Source organism: Morganella morganii H1r (assembly GCF_000633515.1).
Taxonomy (GTDB): domain Bacteria; phylum Pseudomonadota; class Gammaproteobacteria; order Enterobacterales; family Enterobacteriaceae; genus Morganella; species Morganella morganii_B.
Window position 1 is genome coordinate 187,508 of the sequence record NZ_AYMP01000023.1, and the last position, 19,157, is coordinate 206,664.

Below are 19,157 nucleotides of genomic sequence, written 5' to 3' on the forward strand. Positions count from 1 at the left end.
TCAATGAAAACGATAAAACAATTTTTCTGGCTGGTGAAGCCGTTCTGGGGGCGGCGCGCCGCCCTGTTTTGCTGGTTCTTACTGTTGTTGTCTCTCGGGCTGACACTCTCCTCCGTCTGGTTCAATATCCGCATGAACCAGTGGAACGGGGATTTTTATAATGCACTGCAAAAGCTGGACGGCGCGGCACTGTATCAGCTGATCAAATTTTTCGTCGTGCTGGTCAGCGGGCTGATTCTGGTGGTGGTACTCGGTACCTGGTTCCGGCAGAAACTGGCTATCCGCTGGCGGGAGGGGATGACAGAACAGATCCTCAGCCGCTGGCTGTCGCCGCAGAGCCGCCATTACCTGCTGCGCCTGGCCGCCAGCGAGCCGGATAACCCGGATCAGCGGATTGCCGAGGATGTCCGTCTGCTGGTGGAATCCACCCTCAGTCTGCTGATCACTTTCCTGCATTCGCTGCTGACCCTGGTTTCCTTTGCCGCCATCCTCTGGCAGCTTTCCGGCAGTATTATGCTCTCTGCCGCCGGTACTGACTGGCGCATCGACGGCTATATGTTCTGGGCCTGTATCGCCTACACCCTCGTGGGTATCGCGCTGACACAGCTCATCGGCGGGCCGCTGCGTAAACTGAATATGGAAAAACAGCAGCGTGAGGCGGATTACCGTGCGGCACTGATCACCCGCAGACAGCACGGTGATGCCATTGCCGGGCAGCGGGGGGAGTTGCAGGATAAACAGCAATTGCTGGCCCGATTTGCCCGGGTGGCGGCCAACTGGAATCAGCTGATCCGCTGCGAGCGGAATTTATCCTTTTATACCGTGGGTTATCAGCAGGTGACCGCGCTGGCACCGATCCTGTTCGCCCTGCCGAAATTCCTCGCCGGTGAACTGATGCTGGGCGGATTAATGCAACTGCGTCAGGCCTTTAGCAGTGTCGCGACGTCACTTGGCTGGTTTATTTTTGCCTATAAAGAGATTGCCGCCTGGCAGGCGACGGTAACCCGTCTGTACCATTTCGTCCGCCTGCTGGAAAATGACGCGGTGTCTGATGTCACCGAAACCCGCCAGTCCGCAGTGCGCCTGGATGTTTGCGCCGATATTTTGCTGCCGGATAACCGTCCGCTGCTGGAGGGTTTTTCACTCTCTCTGCACGCCGGGGAATTTGCCATTATCAGCGGCCGCTCCGGGCTGGGGAAATCGACCCTGCTGCGCGCACTCAGCGGCCACTGGCCTTATTACCGGGGCAATATCAGCCGTGAACAGGATGTGATGTGGGTGCCGCAATCACTTTATCTGCCATCCGGAACACTGAAATCCCTGCTCGCCTATCCGCATACCGCCGCACAGTTCACGCCGGAAGCTTACCGCGAGGTGCTGGACGCCACCGGGCTTACCGCACTGATACCACAGCTGGATACCGATGCCGACTGGCGTCAGCGCCTGTCCGGTGGTGAACAGCAGCGGTTGCTGATCGCCCGTCTGCTGCTCAGTCAGCCGAAGCTGATGCTGCTCGATGAAATTACCTCCGCACTGGATGATGACAATGCGGTCTGTATGATCCGTCTGCTCCGCCAGCGTCTGCCGGACAGCACGCTTCTGCTGGTCAGCCACCAGCGTTTTCTTCAGCAGGAGGCAGATCGCGTGATCGCCCTGTCCGCTCCTGCCGCCACCTGCACATCAGGAGTCCGATATGCATTATAAACTGACCTTTGCCGGTGTGGTGCTGATCCTCACCGGCTGTACCGCTGTCAGCACAAGCGGCACAGATAATCGTCCGCTGCCGCAGCGCAGTGATTTACAGCACATCCGCCTGGCAAACGGCATGAATGTGTATCTTCTGTCACGCCCGCAGCCCGGCGCAGAGCTGCGCCTGCTGGTGGAAAGCGGTTCACTGCAGGAAACAGAAGAGCAGCGCGGCCTGGCGCATTTCACCGAACATATGGCCTTTAAAGGCACCACGCATTTCCCGGACACACAGAGTTTCAAACAACTGGAAAAACAGGGGCTGAATCTCGGCAGCCATGTCAATGCCGCCACCAGCCTCAATTCCACTGTCTATAAACTGTCACTGCCGCAGGCCACCCCGGAACAGATCCGGACCGGTTTACAGGTGCTCGCCGACTGGGCACAGGGCATGACCTTTGACCCTGTTGCGTTTGATAAAGAACGCTCCGTGATTATTGAGGAGTGGCGGCTGCGCCAGGGCATCGGTTTCCGTATCAATAATGCCCTTGAGCAGCTGCGCTATGCGGGCAGTCTCTATGCGGAACGTGACCCGATCGGGTTATTGGATGTGATCCGCCATGCGCCGGTCAGCACAGCAAAAGACTATTATCAGACCTGGTATCAGCCGCAGCGGATGAGTCTGGTGGTTATCGGGCAGTTTAACCGCCACGATGTCAGCAATCTGGCGGAAGCGTATTTTAATCAGCCTGCCAAAAAAGACGCCGCACAGGATGATCCTGCCCGTCAGCGTTTTGCCCCGCAGCCGGGACTGCTGGTAAAACCTGTTTTCGATAAAGAGCAGGGACAGCGCATTATGCAGTTCGCGCTGCAGAGAGATATCCGTGCCCCGCTCAACACCCGTGACGGACAGTATGACGACCTGCTGGATAATCTCTGGGTGACAATTCTCAATCAGCGCCTGACTGCACTGGTGGATAACGGGCAACTGCCTGCCGCCAGTATCAACCCGCAGGGAGCTATGCTGGACAGCCGCCGTCTTCAGCAACTGATGATAGTGCATCCTCAGGGTGGCGATTATCTCGGCAGCATCACCCTGTTGTGGACAGAGATTCAGCGCCTGGCGACACAGCCCGTCACACAGGCAGAGCTGGACGATGCCCGGCAGAGTCTGCTGGCGAAACTCAGTCAGCAGGCTGCCGGGGAATCCCGCTACGGCAATGATTATCTCGCCGATACCATCACCACCGCACTGGAATACCGGATGCCGGTTCAGGACAAACGCCAGCAGCTCACCACGGCATGGGAACTGCTTAAACCGGTCACGCCGGATACACTGAAAACCCATGTGAACGGATTCCTGAATCAGGCCTCACCACGGCTGGCCCTGCTCGGGCCGGACAGCGAACAGACCCGTTTTGATGAAAAAGCGTTCACTGACCGCTGGCAGCAGATCCGGCAGTCCGATCCCGGGCCGTTTTCCCTGACCGTGCGGCAGGTTGCGCTGAATGTTACCCCGGCAGCAGCCGGTACTATTGTTCAGGAGCAGCCATTGCCGCTGCCGTCCACTGAATCGTGGCAATTATCCAACGGTTTGCGGGTGATTGTGCATCAGGATAAAAGCCTGAAAGATAATATTCAGGTCAATCTGCGCATTCCGGGCGGTCGTTCACTGGAGCCTGCCGGACAGGAAGGACTGACCGACTGGGCACTGAAACTGCCGGAAAGCAGCGGCTACGGTGAGCTGAGCGCCCGTGAGCTGGCCTTATTCAGTAAACAGCACAGTCTCAGCCTGCGCCCGTACAGCGAACTGCTGAACCACGGATTCCGGGGTGAAGCACCGCCGGAAGAACTGGACACCCTGCTGAAACTGCTGCATCTGAAGATCACACAGCCACAGTTCAGCGGCGAAAAATTACTCCGCAATCAGCAGCTGACGCTGGAAAGCCTGAACAGCACCCCGGTGGAGCGCCGCTTCCTGGATGCCATTAACCGCGAAAGCCATACTCACGGCGAACGTCTGGTAATAAATGAAAACGGCGGCTGGCGTCAGTTTACTGCCGCGCAGTTACAGCAAAATCACCGTCTCCTGGTCAGCCCGGTACAGGATATGACACTGGTGATCAGTGGTGCGGCAGATAAAAAACAGATAAAACAGGCAGTTGAGAAGTGGATCGCCACCCTTCCTGCTTCCGGGCAGCGCCTGCAGTGGCGGGATCCGGCTATCGCACCCAAAATGCAATCCTTCAGCCGGACTTACCCGATAGCCAGCTCTGATAAAACCATGGTGAGTATTCAGTATGCCGCCCCGGCACAGTGGTCACAGAAAGAAAGCCTGACACTGCAACTGGCCGACAGCATCATCAGCAAACAGTTACGCGGTGCATTACGGGAACAGGCGGGCGGTATTTATGCTCTGAGTTTCTCCTCTATGCTGGCAAAACTGCCGTCACCGTATTACAGCGCCCGGCTGAATTTCACCACCGATCCTCAGCGCGCCGCAGAGATGACGGCACTGAGCCGGAATGTGCTGAAAACCCTGAAAACAGACGGTATCAGTGATAATGCCCTGAATGAAGCCAGAGCCAACTGGTTACTGGAAAAACAGCAGGTTTACCAGAGTGCCGCGTTCTGGACAGAATCACTGGCTCAGATTGCCGGGGACGATAATGAATTTACCCGGATAACCGCAGAAGAGGCGTTAATTAATCAGATTACCGCAGAGGATATAAACCGGGCATTATCCCGCTACAGCGGTGAGAATGAAAAATTATTTATGCTCACTCCGCCATAACAAAATAAAGCCGTTTAACAGCGGCTTTATTTTTTAGCCGTCCAGAAAATAACGATCATTGTATTAACGGAGAGTGAAAATATATTTTGTGATATATCTCCGTATTATCACCCGAATGAGGCAGAGATAAGGAGAAACACAGTTGTTATATTTTCTGCGGGTGCCTGATTCTGTCCGGATCAGGCTATATTTTCCCTGTTCCGGACAGAAGAAAGCCCCGGTTACGTTTTTCAACATAAACCGCTGCCGGAAAATAATACCGGCAGCGGTTTTTATAATGACTGAAATAAATTACTTTTTATCGCCCAGTAAAACAGATTCCAGCGCGATAGTGATCATTTCATTAAAAGTCGTCTGACGTTCTTCTGCCGGTAAGTTTTCACCGGTACGGATGTGGTCAGAAACGGTGCAGATAGTCAGTGCTTTCGCACCGAATTCAGCAGCCACGCCATAAATACCGGCGGCTTCCATTTCCACGCCCAGAATGCCGTATTTTTCCATCACGTCAAACATTTGCGGATCCGGTGTATAGAATAAATCCGCAGAAAAGATATTACCGACCCGAGCCGGGATCCCGGCGTTTTCTGCCGCTTCAACCGCATTACGTACCAGCCCGAAGTCCGCGATAGCCGCGAAATCGTTATCTTTGAAACGCAGGCGGTTCACTTTGGAATCCGTGCTCGCACCCATGCCGATAACCACATCACGCAGTTTGACATCAGGGCTGATAGCCCCGCAGGAACCGACGCGGATAATGGTTTTCACGTCAAACTCCGTAATCAGCTCTTTGGCGTAAATAGAGCAGGACGGGATCCCCATACCGTGGCCCATCACAGAGATACGGCGGCCTTTATAGGTTCCGGTAAAACCCAGCATGCCACGCACATTGTTGACTTGTTTAATGTCTTCCAGAAAATTTTCTGCAATGTATTTCGCACGCAGCGGGTCGCCGGGCATCAGAACAACATCAGCAAAATCACCGCGTTCGGCATTAATGTGAGGGGTAGCCATAAAAAAATCCTTTCAGTCAATCCAAAGGGAAAGGGCAGACTGAAAGCCTGCCCGAAAAAAGAGACACATTACAGCATGTTTTTGCCGTAATCCATCGGGGATAAATTAAAATAGGATGCAACAGTCTGCCCGATATCCGCGAAGGTTTCACGGTAGCCCAGTGAGCCCGGTTTGACTTTCGGCCCGTACACCAGCACAGGGATATGTTCGCGGGTATGATCGGTACCCGGCCAGGTCGGGTCACAGCCGTGGTCAGCAGTCAGGATCAGAATATCGTCCTCTTTCACCAGTTTCAGCATCTCCGGCAGACGGCGGTCAAACAGTTCCAGTGCAGCAGCGTAGCCCGCCACATCACGGCGGTGGCCGTAGGAGGAGTCGAAATCAACAAAGTTGGTAAACACGATGGTATTATCACCGGCCAGTTTCATCTCTTCCAGTGATGCATCAAACAGCGCATCAATGCCGGTCGCTTTCACTTTTTTGGTGATACCGACATGAGCATAGATATCCGCGATTTTACCGATGGAGACCACTTCGCCCTGCTTCTCTTCCACCAGCTTCTGCAGCATGGTCGCTGACGGCGGCTCTACCGCGTAGTCGTGACGGTTACCGGTACGTTCAAATGAACCGGCTTTTTCGCCGGTAAACGGACGGGCAATCACACGGCCGATGTTGTAACCGCCTTTGGTCAGTTCTTCACGGGCGATTTCACACAGCTCATACAGTTTTTCCAGGCCGTACGTTTCTTCGTGGCAGGCAATCTGGAAAACGGAGTCCGCAGAGGTATAGAAAATCGGTTTGCCGGTTTTCATATGCTCTTCGCCGAGCTGATCCAGAATCACAGTACCGGATGAGTGGCAGTTACCGAGGTATCCCGGCAGATTGGCGCGTTTAACAAGGATATCCAGTAATTCCTGCGGGAAACTGTTTTCATGATCGCTGAAATAGCCCCAGTCAAACAGAACCGGAACACCGGCAATTTCCCAGTGGCCGGACGGGGTATCTTTACCGGAGGATAACTCCCCGGCATAGCCGTATGCGCCGATAATCTCCGCATTCTTATCCAGACCTTCCGGGAAGTGTCCGGTGGATTCCTCAGCGGCTTTACCCAGCCCCAGACGGGACAGATTCGGCAGATGCAGCGGCCCTTTACGGCCTTTGTCTGCTTCACCGCAGGCACAGGCCTGTGCGATATGACCTAACGTGTCAGCACCGGTGTCGCCGAAATCAGCGGCATCATGTGCAGCACCGATACCGAATGAATCCAGCACCATAATAAATGTACGTTTCATACTTCTCTCCTGTGTCAGATCACGTCAGGATGCAGGGCTCCGCGTGAATAACAAAATTGTTCTTATTCGCTGATCCGGCGGTAAATCAGCGGGGTATCTGTAACCGGGTTCTCACTGAGTGTGACCGCCTGACGCACTGCCTGAGCCGCTTCATTCCACGCATCTTCATTGTTGGCATGGATCATCGCCAGCGGCATCTGTCCGTCAGCCATACTGTTGATCGGGGCGATATCACTTAATCCGACACTGTAGTCGATCGGATCGCTGGCCTTACGGCGTCCGCCGCCCAGCGAGACAACCGCCATCCCCAGTGCGCGGGTATCCATCGCGGCCACAATCCCTTCTGTCTCAGCATAGACCGGTTTACTGAGCACTGCCGATGGCAAATAGTGCGGATAACGTTCGATAAAATCAGCCGGTCCGCGCTGTGCGGCGACCATCCGGCCGAAGATTTCCGCCGCTTTACCATTATCCAGCACGCGCTGTAATTTTGCTTCCGCCTCTGTGCGGTCAGCCGCCAGTCCGCCGGAAACCAGCATCTCTTTGCACAGCGCCATAGTGACTTCATACAGGCGCGGATTGCGGTATTCACCGGTCAGGAAACGCACCGCTTCACGTACTTCCACCGCATTACCGGCACTGGATGCCAGCACCTGATTCATATCAGTCAGCAGTGCCGTTGTCCGGCAGCCCGCGCCGTTGGCAACCTGCACGATCGCCTGCGCCAGTTGCTCCGATAATTCATAAGTCGGCATAAATGCCCCGGAACCGACTTTCACATCCATTACCAGCGCATCCAGTCCTTCAGCCAGTTTTTTGCCGAGGATAGAGGCGGTGATCAGCGGAATGGAATCCACGGTTGCCGTAATGTCGCGGGTCGCGTAGAAACGTTTGTCCGCCGGTGCCAGTGAGTTGGTCTGGCCGATAATCGCCACACCGGTCTCTTTAATAATACGGCGGAAGGTTTCATCATCCGGGAAAATATCAAAGCCCGGAATCGCTTCCAGTTTGTCGAGCGTGCCGCCGGTATGTCCCAGCCCGCGGCCGGAGATCATCGGGATATAGCCGCCACAGGCAGCCACCATCGGGCCGAGCATCAGGGAGGTCACATCCCCCACGCCGCCGGTGGAGTGTTTATCCACAACCGGGCCCGGTAAATCAAGGTTTTTCCAGTCCAGCACCGAGCCGGAATCGCGCATCGCCAGTGTCAGCGAGACACGCTCCTGCGGGTTCATATCATGGAAATATATCGTCATCGCCAGCGCGGCAATTTGTCCCTCAGAGACTGAGTTATCACGCACACCGTTAATAAAGAAACGAATTTCCTCATCAGAGAGCGGGTGTCCGTCCCGTTTTTTGCGAATGATTTCCTGAGCCAGAAACACGGTGATCTCCTTAAAATACCGGATCCGTCCCGGCACCGGAGGTGCGGGGTTAATCAGAACACCGGGCGGCAAAAACAGCCCGGAAAGCGTGATTAATACTTGCTGTCAGATTTGGCGTCTGCGTAGCCCAGTGCGTTAAGCAGGCTGGCTAACAGGCTGGATGCGCCAAAACGGAAGTGACGGGAGTCAGCCCAGCCTTCGCCCATGATACGGTCAGCCATCGCCAGATACAGTGCGGCTTCTTCCGCAGTACGGACACCACCGGCCGGTTTGAAACCAACGGTTTTACCAACGCCCATATCACGGATCACGGTCATCATGATTTCCGCGGTTTCCGGCGTGGCATTGACCGGCACTTTACCGGTGGAGGTTTTAATAAAATCAGCACCGGCTTTGATGGCGATTTCAGATGCCTGACGAATTAACGCCGGATCTTTCAGCTCACCGCTTTCGATGATCACTTTCAGCAGCACATTGTGTTTCGCACAGGCATCTTTGCAGGCTTTTACCATATCAAAACCCACCTGTGTATTACCGGCCATCAGCGCACGGTACGGGAACACCACATCCACATCATCTGCGCCGTAAGCAATCGCCGCATTGGTTTCAGCCAGTGCAATCTCAATATCATCATTACCGTACGGGAAGTTGGTGACTGTCGCGATACGCACGTCCGGCGTACCCTGCTCACGAAGAACTTTACGGGCCAGCGGGATAAAACGCGGGTAAATGCAGACAGCCGCAGTCTGGCCGGCCGGGCTTTTCGCCTGGTGACACAACGCAGTGACTTTCGCGTCAGTATCATCATCATTCAGGGTGGTTAAATCCATTAAGGACAGCGCGCGCTGCGCTGCGGCGGTTAAATCGGTCATAAAACTCTCCAACGTATGCCTGCGCCGTTACCGGGCAGACGCAATATCTGAACGATGCAAAATGTGTTGGCGAGCGGGACTTGGTTCCGTGAAGACGTTGTTTCTCTTGAGATAAGAGTTAACGCTGAGATCCTTCTCACCGCGCTGTCATACAGGTGACCTGACAAACAGAATCACCGAATCCGTTACAGGGTATCCATGCCGTATTTGAGCATGTCCCGGCGCTATAATACGTGCCTTTCATCACGTTTATATAACAGCATTTACATCAATACATATGATTATGTGATAAAAATCACGTTAATAGCCCGATATGCGCAAAATGACAGCATATATTCACGGCATAGTATAACGCAGGAAAGGGATAAACAGGGAGAGACAGAAAGACAAGTACACTGAATCAGTAAAATGCACAGGTGAACCGGGTTCACCTGTGCAGAAAGCGCTTTACAGTGCCAGGAAGAAACCGGCGATAGTTGCACTCATCAGGTTGGAGAGAGTACCGGCCATCACCGCTTTCATGCCCAGACGTGCCACGTCTTTACGGCGGTTAGGTGCCATACCGCCCAGGCCACCCAGCAGGATAGCAACGGAGGACAGGTTAGCAAAACCGCACAGGGCAAAGGAGATAATCGCTTTGGTGTGATCAGACAGCGGCTGTAAACCGGCAGCAATCACCTGCGTATCCGGCTTCAGGTATTCACCGAAATTCATATAGGCGACAAACTCATTCACCACAATTTTCTGGCCGATAAAGGAACCGGCCGTCATTGCTTCACTCCACGGAACACCGATCAGGAAGGCGATTGGTGAGAAGATCCAGCCGAGGAGCAGTTCCAGTGACAGCTGCGGATAATCAAACCAGCCACCGACACCACTTAAGATCCCGTTGATTAAGGCGATCAGCGCGATAAACGCCAGCAGCATTGCACCCACGTTCAGTGCCAGCTGCATACCGGAAGACGCACCGCTTGCCGCCGCATCAATGATGTTGGCAGGGCGTTCTTCTTCTGCCATACCGGCCATGGCTTCACGGCGATCATCGAAATGCTCGGTTTCCGGTACCATCAGTTTCGCAAACAGCAGGCCGCCCGGCGCCGCCATAAAGGATGCCGCAATCAGGTACTCCAGCGGTACCCCCATCTGCGCATACCCGGCGAGAACAGAACCGGCCACGGATGCCAGACCACCACACATCACCGCAAACAGTTCTGAGTTGGTCATTCCTGAAATATACGGGCGCACCACCAGCGGGGCTTCAGTTTGTCCCACAAAGATGTTGGCTGTCGCAGACAGGGATTCGGTACGGGAGGTACCCAGCAGCTTCTGTAAGCCGCCGCCGAGAATTTTAATCACAAGCTGCATAATGCCGAGATAATACAGAACAGCAATCAGCGAGGAGAAGAAGACAATAACCGGCAGAACGCGCAGGGCAAAGACAAAACCATTGTTCTTACCAAATGCATGCTCCATTTTTTCATTTGATACCAAAGCACCAAAAATGAAGTCCATCCCTTTCTGACCGTAATCAATCACGTTAGCGACACCGTTTGAAACGGAGATTAATGCATCACGGCCCGGATCCCAGTAAAGTACCAATGCCCCGATCAGCACCTGAATAATAAAGGCACCGGTGACAGTCCGCAGTTTGATTGCCCGGCGATCACTTGAAAACAGCACTGCGATAAAGATCAGCACTGCCATCCCGACCAGACTCATAAGGAGTTGCATGGAAGTATCCCTGTTCACGATAATGTAGAGTAATAGTCCTGTTCCGCATGCAGCTCAGAGCAGGACCCTGTGGCGCTGATTATACCCGGTCAGTCCGGTCAACAATCAACTTGCGTCACAAATAACGACTGAAAAAAGTAACAAAAAATACAAAAACATGATGATAATCACATTATTCAACTGTTTTACCCTGAAAAATTCGCTGACAGACCGGGAATTGGCGGGTATTTAACCAGATGACGAACATGAAATAACATCCGCTTACAATTGTAAGTGATTTCAGGTGATTTGGCACACAGAATGCAGGCCGCACAGGACAAAATCTCGGAAAAATCGATTCAGGAATCTTAATCAGATGATTACAGGGAAAAAAGTGTACAGCTGTTGCGATAAATCTGAACAGCAATCTCCTCCGGAGACTCACTGCGCAGTGAACAAAGCACCTCAAAAGTGCGGACAATCTGCTCCGGCCGGTTCGGCTCACCCTGAAAACCGCTGAGCGGCATATCCGGGGCATCCGTTTCCAGCAGTAACGCAGAGAGCGGAAGTTGCGCGATTGCCCGCCGGGTCTTCTGCGCCCGGTCGTAAGTAATCGTCCCGCCGACCCCGATGTAATAACCCAGCTTCACAAAGGCATCCGCCTGGGCAAAACTGCCCGAAAAACCGTGAACCACTCCACGGCAGGGCACCGGATGACGGCGCAGAACCGCAGCAAGCGTGTCATGGGTTTTGCGGGAATGCAGAATAACCGGTTTATCTGTCCGCGCGGCCAGTTTCAGCTGAGCAATAAAAAAATCCAGCTGCTTATCCCACTGCGGCTCCGCCATATAGCGATCCAGCCCGATCTCTCCTACCCCCACACACTCTGCCCCGCTTCCGGTGATAAGGGACTCAAGCTGTTCCAGATGTTCAGGGGTGTGTTCTGCAATATAAAGCGGATGCAGACCAAACGCTGCGTGCAGGCGGGGAAAGGTATCGCCGGATGACCGGCACAGCCCGGCCACCGTGCTGAGATTCCAATGACTGACCGCCGGGATAATAATATCAGTCAGCCCGGCCTGTGCCGCTGCGGCTTTGTGGCGGGTAAGATCATCCGTAAAAAACGGAAAATCAAAATGGCAGTGGGTATCAATAAATGGCATTTATTCAGTCCGCCGTCTTTTCCGGTGAGCGTTCCGGTGAATGCAATACAGCGGCGGTGCCGTCAGTGACGGGCAACTGAGAATCGCTGTCGTTGGATGCGGGCGGCACCCTCAGTACGGAACGTCGTACCGGCTGATATGATGCCCAGCGCTCACCGAGCGTTGCCAGAAAATAGCGCCCGCTGCGGCGGCCCAGCCGGTAATCCTGCATCAGGGTTTTAACCCGGCTGCCGAGCGCATTACTCGCCAGTGGTGCATTCGGATAAATTTCAGCAATTTCAACCCCGGGCGGCGGTGACTGAATAAACTTTTGTGTCCGGTAATAACTTTTGGCGTGCTGTTTCATCATGGCAACCATCCGTTTCAGATGGCTTTTTTCCAGCCAGCGTTCCATCCGTTTTATCCATTCCGGGGTGTAATAGAGCTGTGACGGCACTGTCCGGATCACCACAATCCGGGTGGCACCGCGCCGCCATGCCTCAATAACCGGTACGGCATCACTGATGCCGCCGTCATGATATGTGATACCGTCAATCTCCACCCCTTCACGGTAGAATCCCGGGATGGCGCTGGAGGCTTTGATATATTCCAGCCAGTCTTCCGCCTGCGGGCTGAAATACGCGGCATTCAGATTATCCGCCCGGCTGGCGCACATATAAAATTCCTGCCCCTTCTCAAAGCGCCGCAGTGCATACGCAATATCCAGCGGACATTCTGCAGAGGTTGAAGAAATAAGCCAGTCGAGGTCGATAAGATTTCCGCCGCGGATAAAACGCAGCGGATTAAAGAATTGTTTGTCTGTGGTGTAACGGGTAATGACATGACGGGCGTAGCCGCGCTGACCGCACAGATAGGCCGACAGGTTCTGCGCTCCCGCAGAAGTGCCTATCAGTAAATCAAACGGGTTAAACCCGGCTTTGAGAAATTCATCCAGCACCCCGGCGGTAAAAATCCCGCGCTGACCGCCACCTTCACAGACCAGTGCCAGTTTACCGGGTGCCTGAAGCGGATCAGGCAACCAGGCCAGCGGTGCGATTTTCCCGGGCGTTACCGGGATATACGTTCCCATCCTGTCTTCCCCCGGCGCAGATTATCTGCCGGTTATTTATATTGCCCGATACTGACTTCCACCGCGCGGACGCCGGGGATGCCTTTGGCAATATCGATGATTTTTGTACGCTGAGCATCAGTGGTGACAAACCCGGAAAGATACACAGTACCGTTAATGGTTTTTACAGCGATATCATTGCTGTCAATATCATTTGCACTTAACAACTGACCACGGATTTTCGCGGTAATGGTGCTATCATCCACCAGCAGTGAGGCATCTTTTACCGCGCCGTCAAATTTCTGCTCTGCCTGCTTACCAAGATCTTCCGCAGACTGAGAAGCACTGTCCCACGCCTGCCCTGCTTTCTGACTCAGAGATTCCTCCGCCATGGCGGATGCACTGAACAGTGTGCCGCTGACCAGCAGAACAGCCAGTGATTTCATGGTATTACGCATTCTCATCCCCTTCTTTATTTTCATGATGAACATCATCTGTCCGTCAGTGTATCTTAACTCCGCCATAAAAAAAACGCGCCCGGCGGCGCGTTATTTTTCTGTCAGTGTTCGCGGGTTTTGTGGAAACTCACATCCGGATAACGTTCCGCAGTGAGATTCAGGTTCACCATGGTCGGTGCGATATAAGAGAGGTTATCGCCGCCGTCGAGTGCCAGATGCAGTTCATTTTTACGTTTGAACTCTTCCAGTTTCTTCACATCGTTACACTCCACCCAGCGGGCGGTAGAGACGTTAACAGCCTCATAAATCGCTTCGACGTTGTATTCGCTTTTCAGACGGGCAACCACCACATCAAACTGAAGCACACCCACCGCCCCGACAATCAGGTCATTGTTAGCCAGCGGACGGAAAACCTGCACAGCCCCCTCTTCAGACAGCTGAACCAGCCCTTTGAGCAGCTGTTTCTGTTTCAGCGGATCACGCAGACGGATACGGCGGAACAGTTCCGGTGCAAAGTTAGGGATGCCGGTGAATTTCAGAATTTCACCCTGAGTGAAGGTATCACCAATCTGAATGGTACCGTGGTTATGCAGCCCGATAATATCGCCGGGATAGGCGCAATCCACATGCGCACGGTCACCGGCCATAAAGGTCAGCGCATCAGAAATCACCACATCTTTTTTGAGACGTACCTGATGCAGTTTCATGCCTTTTTCATACACACCGGAGACAATGCGCAGGAACGCCACGCGGTCACGGTGTTTGGGATCCATATTCGCCTGAATTTTAAAGACAAAACCAGTGAATTTATCTTCTTTTGCTGTCACTTCGCGGACATCCGTCTGACGCGGCATCGGTGCCGGTGCCCAGGAAACCAGGCCATCCAGCATATGATCCACCCCGAAATTCCCCAGCGCGGTGCCGAAGAAAACCGGCGTCAGTTCACCGGCGAGGAACAGTTCCTCATCAAATTCATGGGATGCACCCTGTACCAGCTCCAGCTCATCACGCAGCTGTGCTGCCAGTTCTTCACCGACAGCGGCATCCAGATCCGGGTTATTCAGCCCTTTTACAGTACGGACCTCCTGGATGGTGTGTCCCTTGCCGGTCTGATACAGATAGGTCTCATCACGGTATAAGTGATACACCCCTTTGAACAGCTTACCGCAGCCGATAGGCCAGGTAATCGGCGAACAGGCAATTTTCAGCTCGTTTTCCACTTCATCCAGTAACTCCATCGGGTCACGGATGTCGCGGTCAAGTTTGTTCATAAAGGTCAGAATCGGCGTGTCACGCAGACGGGTAACTTCCATCAGCTTACGGGTACGATCCTCCACCCCTTTTGCCGCATCGATCACCATCAGGCAGCAGTCCACCGCCGTCAGGGTACGGTAGGTATCTTCGGAGAAGTCTTCGTGCCCGGGGGTATCCAGCAGATTCACCAGCGCATCGTGATACGGGAATTGCATCACAGATGTGGTGATTGAGATCCCGCGCTGTTTTTCCATCTCCATCCAGTCAGATTTGGCGTGCTGGTTAGAGCCGCGCCCTTTGACTGTCCCGGCTTTCTGGATAGCCTGTCCGAACAGCAGGACTTTTTCGGTAATGGTGGTTTTACCGGCATCGGGGTGCGAAATGATCGCAAAGGTGCGGCGCTTGGCCACTTCCTGTAAAAATGCATTATTTGACATCTGAGCGTTCTTCTGGGGCTGTGAGGCAGAAACACCCGGTTTCCGCCTCTGATTTCTCATTAATAGGGCTTATTTTCGCCCGGTTTGCCCCGTGAAACAACAAAAGCTTGAAAATCGGGCGCTGTCAGTTGTCCAGCAGGCAGATACAGGCGAGTGCATCACTCATCCGGCAACTCTCCATCAGTGTCAGTAAATCCGTATTAATATCACGCATATGCATTTTCAGTGAAAAATACGCTGCCAGTAAAAGCTGAACATCACGTTCAGTCAGAAGCCGTTTTTCCGTTATCGCCAGTGCTGCCAGATTGGTGCGCAGATAGAAATAATCCATGACCAGCAGACTGAAGTGAGACAATGCATTATCGGTACCGGCAGCATCACCGCCAAAATTATCCGCGTGCGGAAACTGACTGTGATACAGCAGATAAGAAAACAGATTGCGCAGCGTGTACGATTCACTCAGACAACTGTCCTGCTGCTGCACTTTCCATTCGGCCCGCAGACGGGCCATATTCTCTTCCGTGCGGGCTGTCGTCTGCTGCTCGTCCAGCCCCAGCTGTTTCAGCGTGTTGATATAGGCTGAAATCAAAAAAGGGCCGTTACGGGATAATTTCGGAATAAATTTGCCATACACACTCAATACCCCCGTCTGAAAACTGACCGGATGCGGCAGTGCTCTGCGTTCTGCAGTCAGTTCCCCGTTTTCCGTTGCATTGAGCAGGAATTCATACACACCCTGAATACGATCAAAATTCGTCTCAATATCATAGTTGAGTTTGCTGATAAACGTCAGTAACTGCATGACGGCATAGAGATTATCCTCAAACTCCGGTGACGGTGCCTGCACCAGATTCATACACCAGAGATACACCAGGTATTTCGGGTCAGTCAGCGCCGCATCCTGTGGTATTTTTTTCAGGAACTGATCTTCTTCTGTTAACTGCATGGCATCGGCGGAAAACAGCAGCTGACGGACGACCTCCGGACAGGAGAGTGACAGACGTTTAAACGTTGCATTCTGATATTTTACTGCACTGCGCGGATATTCCCGGCAGGTATGACTCATTGCCGAAGGACCGAGTTTGCTGTAAATCCCGCACAGCCGTTTTTCCGTCAGAAACGGACACAATTTTTTTTCCGTCAGCCGGACATAAGCGTATGCCCCGGGGCGGTCTGATTTTAGTACATAATCCTGTGAAATTTGTTTAATTTCAATACTGTCTGAACTGTGATATTTTTTATACGTTTTTTTATCAATACTGATAAACCAATCCTGGCAACAGTGTGACAAGCACTCAGAACCAACGCATTCAAAGCGCCGGATAAACATTGGTGTGATAATTTTATGGATAAACATGACGGAGAGCGCCTGTGATAAAAGTATATTATCACAATAGCATGGAAAGAAATCCGGGAAATGGATGAAAAAACACCGTTTTATCTGACTTATCGTGCTATTACATTCCGAAACTCAGATAAAGCGCCATAATCAGTGCATCCTCTTTACCCTGTGCCGCCGGATAATAGTTCTTCCGCACCGAGACCTCATTAAAACCAAGCGATTCATACAGCGCAATCGCCGGGCGGTTTGATGCCCTGACTTCCAGCCAGAGTGTCGCAATCGCTTTTGCTGTCAGGTCTTCAATCACTTTTTCCAGCAACTGACGGCCATAACCTTTCCCCTGATGCTCAGGCGAAACCGCAATATTAAACAGCGTTGCTTCATCCAGTACGGTCTGGTTGATAGCGAAGCCGGCCAGTTCCCCGTCTGCTTCCAGTTTCAGGTTATGGTAACGTTCGCCGTGATTGCTGCGGAATGTGGCTTCACTCCAGGGATAAGCGTGAGCGGCCTGCTCAATACGGAATGCGGCGGCAAAATCAGCGGGAAGCAGCGGTGACAGTCTGGTCATAATGATAAATTTGTGTCCATAACCCGCGTTTTGCCTGTGCATCCTGATACAGGTCGGCAAGACGGGGCGAGTGTAATGAAGGCAGTGAATGCGGCAGTTCAGCTTCCGTTCCGGGCAGCCAGCACAGGCAGTTTGTCTGCGCCGGGATACTTTGTACATTGTCCGGGGTGATGCAGTACACATCCTCTGCCGTAATATTCAGGCTGCGGAATATATCGCTGAGTAAATCACAGGTGAGATCTGCCTGCTCATCGGTTATGATCAGCAGACGTGCCGAAGCCGGGATCTGTACAGACAGTTCCCCTTTCAGGCGCTGCGGCTGACGCAGCGTCCATTGGGTGATCCCCATCTGAGCCAGCATTCTGTCTCGTCGCGTCATAATGTATCCCTGAAATAACAAACGACACTATCTTAGCAAAGCGCGCTGCCCGCGCCAATGCTGCCGAATTATGATTTACAGGAGTTAACGGATGTCCATGCTTACCCCGGCCAGTGAAGTGATTTTACGTCATGCAGACGAATTTACCGGGAGCCGTGTCCTGCTTGCCGGAGACATTCAGGACTCCCTCGCCGCACAACTTTCCGCGCAGTCAGTGTATGTCAGCACCAGCCAGTATCATCAGTGGCAGGCTCTGCGTGCCCCGCTGGGTGATCGCGCCGCATTCGCGCTGACCGTCAGCCCGGAAGCCGCCGCACAGTGCGACACACTGATCTATTTCTGGCCGAAGAGTAAACAGGAAGCGCTGTTCCAGCTGACGCAGATTTTTTCCTGTCTGCCGGTCGGCAGCAATATTTTTATTGCCGGTGAAAACCGCAGTGGTGTCCGCAGCGCGGAAAAAATGACAGAACCGTTCACCGCACTGCGCAAAATTGACAGCGCACGCCGCTGCGGTCTCTATTACGGCGAACTGACCACCCCGGCACACTTTGCCCTGCAGGACTGGATCGGCAGTTATACAGCGGAAGGTACGCAAATCGTGACGCTGCCGGGGGTATTCAGCCGGGACAATATTGATGCCGGCAGTGCACTGCTGCTGGAATCACTGAACCAGCCGGTGACCGGGTCACTGCTGGATATTGCCTGCGGCAGTGGCGTTATCGCGACCGTACTGGCCAAACGTAATCCGGGGCTGACCCTGACGCTCAGTGATGTCTCTGCCGCCGCTCTTGAAGCCGGACGCGAAACCCTGGCCCGCAACCAGCTGGAAGGCCGTGTGATCGCCAGTGACGTGTATTCGGATATCAGCGACCGCTATGACTGGATTGTTGCCAACCCGCCGTTCCATGACGGACTAAACACCAGCTACAGTGCCGCACAACGCCTTATTTCCGGTGCCAAAGCCCGCCTGAACCGCGGCGGAAAATTGTGCATCGTGGCGAACGCCTTTTTACCGTATCCGGATCTGCTGGACAGCACGTTCGGCCGGCATCAGGTTCTGGCGCAAACCGGCAAATTTAAGGTCTACCTGGCCACAAATGCCTAATAAGTAAGCGAAGTCACCAATTTTGATAAAAAATTATTGACGGCGCGGATAAAACCGCTAAAATCCGCCTCCATGCTATCAGTGACAAGATAGTTCTGAATTGCGAGGGTGGCGGAATTGGTAGACGCGCTAGCTTCAGGTGTTAGTGTCCTTACGGACGTGGGGGTTCAAGTCCCCCCCTTCGCACCAGTCAGATCTTATCACACAAAACTGACAGCAGATTGAATGACAGTACCTGCGAGGGTGGCGGAATTGGTAGACGCGCTAGCTTCAGGTGTTAGTGTTCTTACGGACGTGGGGGTTCAAGTCCCCCCCTTCGCACCACTGTTATGACAATCTTCTGCAATAATTTTCACTTCCGGATATCACATCCTCAGATGCTCAAACCAGAGCAGACTTCCCAGAACAAATGCAATACCTGCCGGAATCAGCAGGAAATGGCGCAATACGCGGTTATACAGCATCGGCATTGTCAGCAGAATCACCACAGCTAACGCAATACGCGCAGCATCCTGTTCATGCCCCTGTGATAAAAACAACACGACCGGTATCAGCGCCAGCATCATGCCACCGACCCCGGTTAACTGCTGCCAGAAAAACGATGAAAGCGGGTGTTTGATTTGCATCACAGCCACTCCTTACAATAACGAAAT

Annotated in this window: 16 protein-coding genes and 2 tRNA genes; 5 read left to right on the forward strand and 13 right to left on the reverse strand. The window is 53.2% G+C overall.

The annotated features are described in order from the left end of the window. The first annotated feature begins 3 nt into the window (after positions 1-3). Both U868_RS0114225 and U868_RS0114230 read left to right on the forward strand, forming a co-directional pair. On the forward strand, positions 4-1,704 hold the full coding sequence (locus U868_RS0114225) for an ABC transporter ATP-binding protein/permease (protein ID WP_025153871.1): 1,701 nt from the start codon (positions 4-6) through the stop codon (positions 1,702-1,704). Beyond that, a complete protein-coding gene (locus U868_RS0114230) occupies positions 1,694-4,480 on the forward strand; it encodes a M16 family metallopeptidase (RefSeq protein WP_025153872.1) in 2,787 nt (928 codons plus the stop codon). The genes U868_RS0114225 and U868_RS0114230 overlap by 11 nt, the downstream gene beginning before the upstream one ends. Positions 4,481-4,771: 291 nt before the next feature. Here U868_RS0114230 and deoD read toward each other — a convergent pair whose 3' ends face one another. The 12 genes from deoD to U868_RS0114290 form a co-directional block, all read right to left on the reverse strand. Then, on the reverse strand, positions 4,772-5,491 hold the full coding sequence (gene deoD / locus U868_RS0114235; protein ID WP_025153873.1) for a purine-nucleoside phosphorylase: 720 nt from the start codon (positions 5,489-5,491) through the stop codon (positions 4,772-4,774). A gap of 68 nt (positions 5,492-5,559) precedes the next feature. Further along, positions 5,560-6,783, reverse strand: coding sequence for a phosphopentomutase (gene deoB, locus U868_RS0114240; protein ID WP_025153874.1), 1,224 nt, complete (start codon positions 6,781-6,783; stop codon positions 5,560-5,562). Positions 6,784-6,845: 62 nt separating this feature from the next. Continuing rightward, entirely contained in the window at positions 6,846-8,168 is a 1,323-nt protein-coding gene (deoA, locus tag U868_RS0114245) for a thymidine phosphorylase (protein ID WP_029991183.1), read from the reverse strand. A 92-nt stretch (positions 8,169-8,260) separates the two neighbouring features. Continuing rightward, positions 8,261-9,040, reverse strand: a complete 780-nt coding sequence (deoC, locus tag U868_RS0114250; protein WP_025153876.1) for a deoxyribose-phosphate aldolase — start codon at positions 9,038-9,040, stop codon at positions 8,261-8,263. Positions 9,041-9,487: 447 nt separating this feature from the next. After that, a complete protein-coding gene (locus U868_RS0114255; protein ID WP_029991185.1) occupies positions 9,488-10,771 on the reverse strand; it encodes a NupC/NupG family nucleoside CNT transporter in 1,284 nt (427 codons plus the stop codon). Between the two features lie 359 nt (positions 10,772-11,130). Beyond that, positions 11,131-11,913, reverse strand: coding sequence for a TatD family hydrolase (locus U868_RS0114260; protein WP_029991187.1), 783 nt, complete (start codon positions 11,911-11,913; stop codon positions 11,131-11,133). 4 nt (positions 11,914-11,917) lie between these two features. After that, complete coding sequence (locus U868_RS0114265) at positions 11,918-12,982, reverse strand: patatin-like phospholipase family protein (protein WP_025153878.1); 1,065 nt, start codon at positions 12,980-12,982, stop codon at positions 11,918-11,920. A gap of 32 nt (positions 12,983-13,014) precedes the next feature. Then, on the reverse strand, positions 13,015-13,419 hold the full coding sequence (locus tag U868_RS0114270) for a BON domain-containing protein (RefSeq protein ID WP_029991189.1): 405 nt from the start codon (positions 13,417-13,419) through the stop codon (positions 13,015-13,017). Positions 13,420-13,520: 101 nt separating this feature from the next. Further along, positions 13,521-15,110, reverse strand: coding sequence for a peptide chain release factor 3 (gene prfC, locus U868_RS0114275; protein ID WP_025153880.1), 1,590 nt, complete (start codon positions 15,108-15,110; stop codon positions 13,521-13,523). Between the two features lie 124 nt (positions 15,111-15,234). Next, a complete protein-coding gene (gene fliB, locus U868_RS0114280) occupies positions 15,235-16,467 on the reverse strand; it encodes a flagellin lysine-N-methylase (protein WP_025153881.1) in 1,233 nt (410 codons plus the stop codon). Between the two features lie 100 nt (positions 16,468-16,567). Continuing rightward, on the reverse strand, positions 16,568-17,020 hold the full coding sequence (gene rimI / locus U868_RS0114285; RefSeq protein WP_025153882.1) for a ribosomal protein S18-alanine N-acetyltransferase: 453 nt from the start codon (positions 17,018-17,020) through the stop codon (positions 16,568-16,570). After that, on the reverse strand, positions 16,989-17,399 hold the full coding sequence (locus U868_RS0114290) for a DNA polymerase III subunit psi (protein WP_036411891.1): 411 nt from the start codon (positions 17,397-17,399) through the stop codon (positions 16,989-16,991). Before U868_RS0114290 ends, rimI begins: the two co-directional genes overlap by 32 nt. A gap of 91 nt (positions 17,400-17,490) precedes the next feature. Between U868_RS0114290 and rsmC the strand changes: the two genes are divergently transcribed. The 3 genes from rsmC to U868_RS0114305 all read left to right on the forward strand — a co-directional run bounded on the left by rsmC (position 17,491) and on the right by U868_RS0114305 (position 18,828). Next, positions 17,491-18,504 carry a 16S rRNA (guanine(1207)-N(2))-methyltransferase RsmC gene (rsmC, locus tag U868_RS0114295; protein ID WP_025153884.1) on the forward strand — a complete coding sequence of 338 codons (1,014 nt, stop codon included), beginning with the start codon at positions 17,491-17,493 and terminating at the stop codon, positions 18,502-18,504. Positions 18,505-18,606: 102 nt separating this feature from the next. Next, positions 18,607-18,693, forward strand: a tRNA-Leu gene (locus tag U868_RS0114300). A 48-nt stretch (positions 18,694-18,741) separates the two neighbouring features. Beyond that, a tRNA-Leu gene (locus tag U868_RS0114305) sits at positions 18,742-18,828 on the forward strand. 41 nt (positions 18,829-18,869) lie between these two features. Here U868_RS0114305 and U868_RS0114310 read toward each other — a convergent pair. Continuing rightward, positions 18,870-19,130, reverse strand: coding sequence for a DUF1435 family protein (locus tag U868_RS0114310; protein WP_004237051.1), 261 nt, complete (start codon positions 19,128-19,130; stop codon positions 18,870-18,872). Between the last annotated feature and the right edge of the window lie 27 nt (positions 19,131-19,157).

Bases quoted from the DNA above. Each gene is read 5' to 3' on its own strand.
- U868_RS0114225 (WP_025153871.1), top strand. From the start codon at position 4: ATGAAAACGATAAAACAATTTTTCTGGCTGGTGAAGCCGTTCTGGGGG.
- U868_RS0114230 (WP_025153872.1), top strand. From the start codon at position 1,694: ATGCATTATAAACTGACCTTTGCCGGTGTGGTGCTGATCCTCACCGGC.
- deoD (WP_025153873.1), bottom strand. From the start codon at position 5,491: ATGGCTACCCCTCACATTAATGCCGAACGCGGTGATTTTGCTGATGTT.
- deoB (WP_025153874.1), bottom strand. From the start codon at position 6,783: ATGAAACGTACATTTATTATGGTGCTGGATTCATTCGGTATCGGTGCT.
- deoC (WP_025153876.1), bottom strand. From the start codon at position 9,040: ATGACCGATTTAACCGCCGCAGCGCAGCGCGCGCTGTCCTTAATGGAT.
- U868_RS0114255 (WP_029991185.1), bottom strand. From the start codon at position 10,771: ATGCAACTCCTTATGAGTCTGGTCGGGATGGCAGTGCTGATCTTTATC.
- U868_RS0114260 (WP_029991187.1), bottom strand. From the start codon at position 11,913: ATGCCATTTATTGATACCCACTGCCATTTTGATTTTCCGTTTTTTACG.
- U868_RS0114265 (WP_025153878.1), bottom strand. From the start codon at position 12,982: ATGGGAACGTATATCCCGGTAACGCCCGGGAAAATCGCACCGCTGGCC.
- U868_RS0114270 (WP_029991189.1), bottom strand. From the start codon at position 13,419: ATGCGTAATACCATGAAATCACTGGCTGTTCTGCTGGTCAGCGGCACA.
- prfC (WP_025153880.1), bottom strand. From the start codon at position 15,110: ATGTCAAATAATGCATTTTTACAGGAAGTGGCCAAGCGCCGCACCTTT.
- fliB (WP_025153881.1), bottom strand. From the start codon at position 16,467: ATGTTTATCCATAAAATTATCACACCAATGTTTATCCGGCGCTTTGAA.
- rimI (WP_025153882.1), bottom strand. From the start codon at position 17,020: ATGACCAGACTGTCACCGCTGCTTCCCGCTGATTTTGCCGCCGCATTC.
- U868_RS0114290 (WP_036411891.1), bottom strand. From the start codon at position 17,399: ATGACGCGACGAGACAGAATGCTGGCTCAGATGGGGATCACCCAATGG.
- rsmC (WP_025153884.1), top strand. From the start codon at position 17,491: ATGTCCATGCTTACCCCGGCCAGTGAAGTGATTTTACGTCATGCAGAC.
- U868_RS0114310 (WP_004237051.1), bottom strand. From the start codon at position 19,130: ATGCAAATCAAACACCCGCTTTCATCGTTTTTCTGGCAGCAGTTAACC.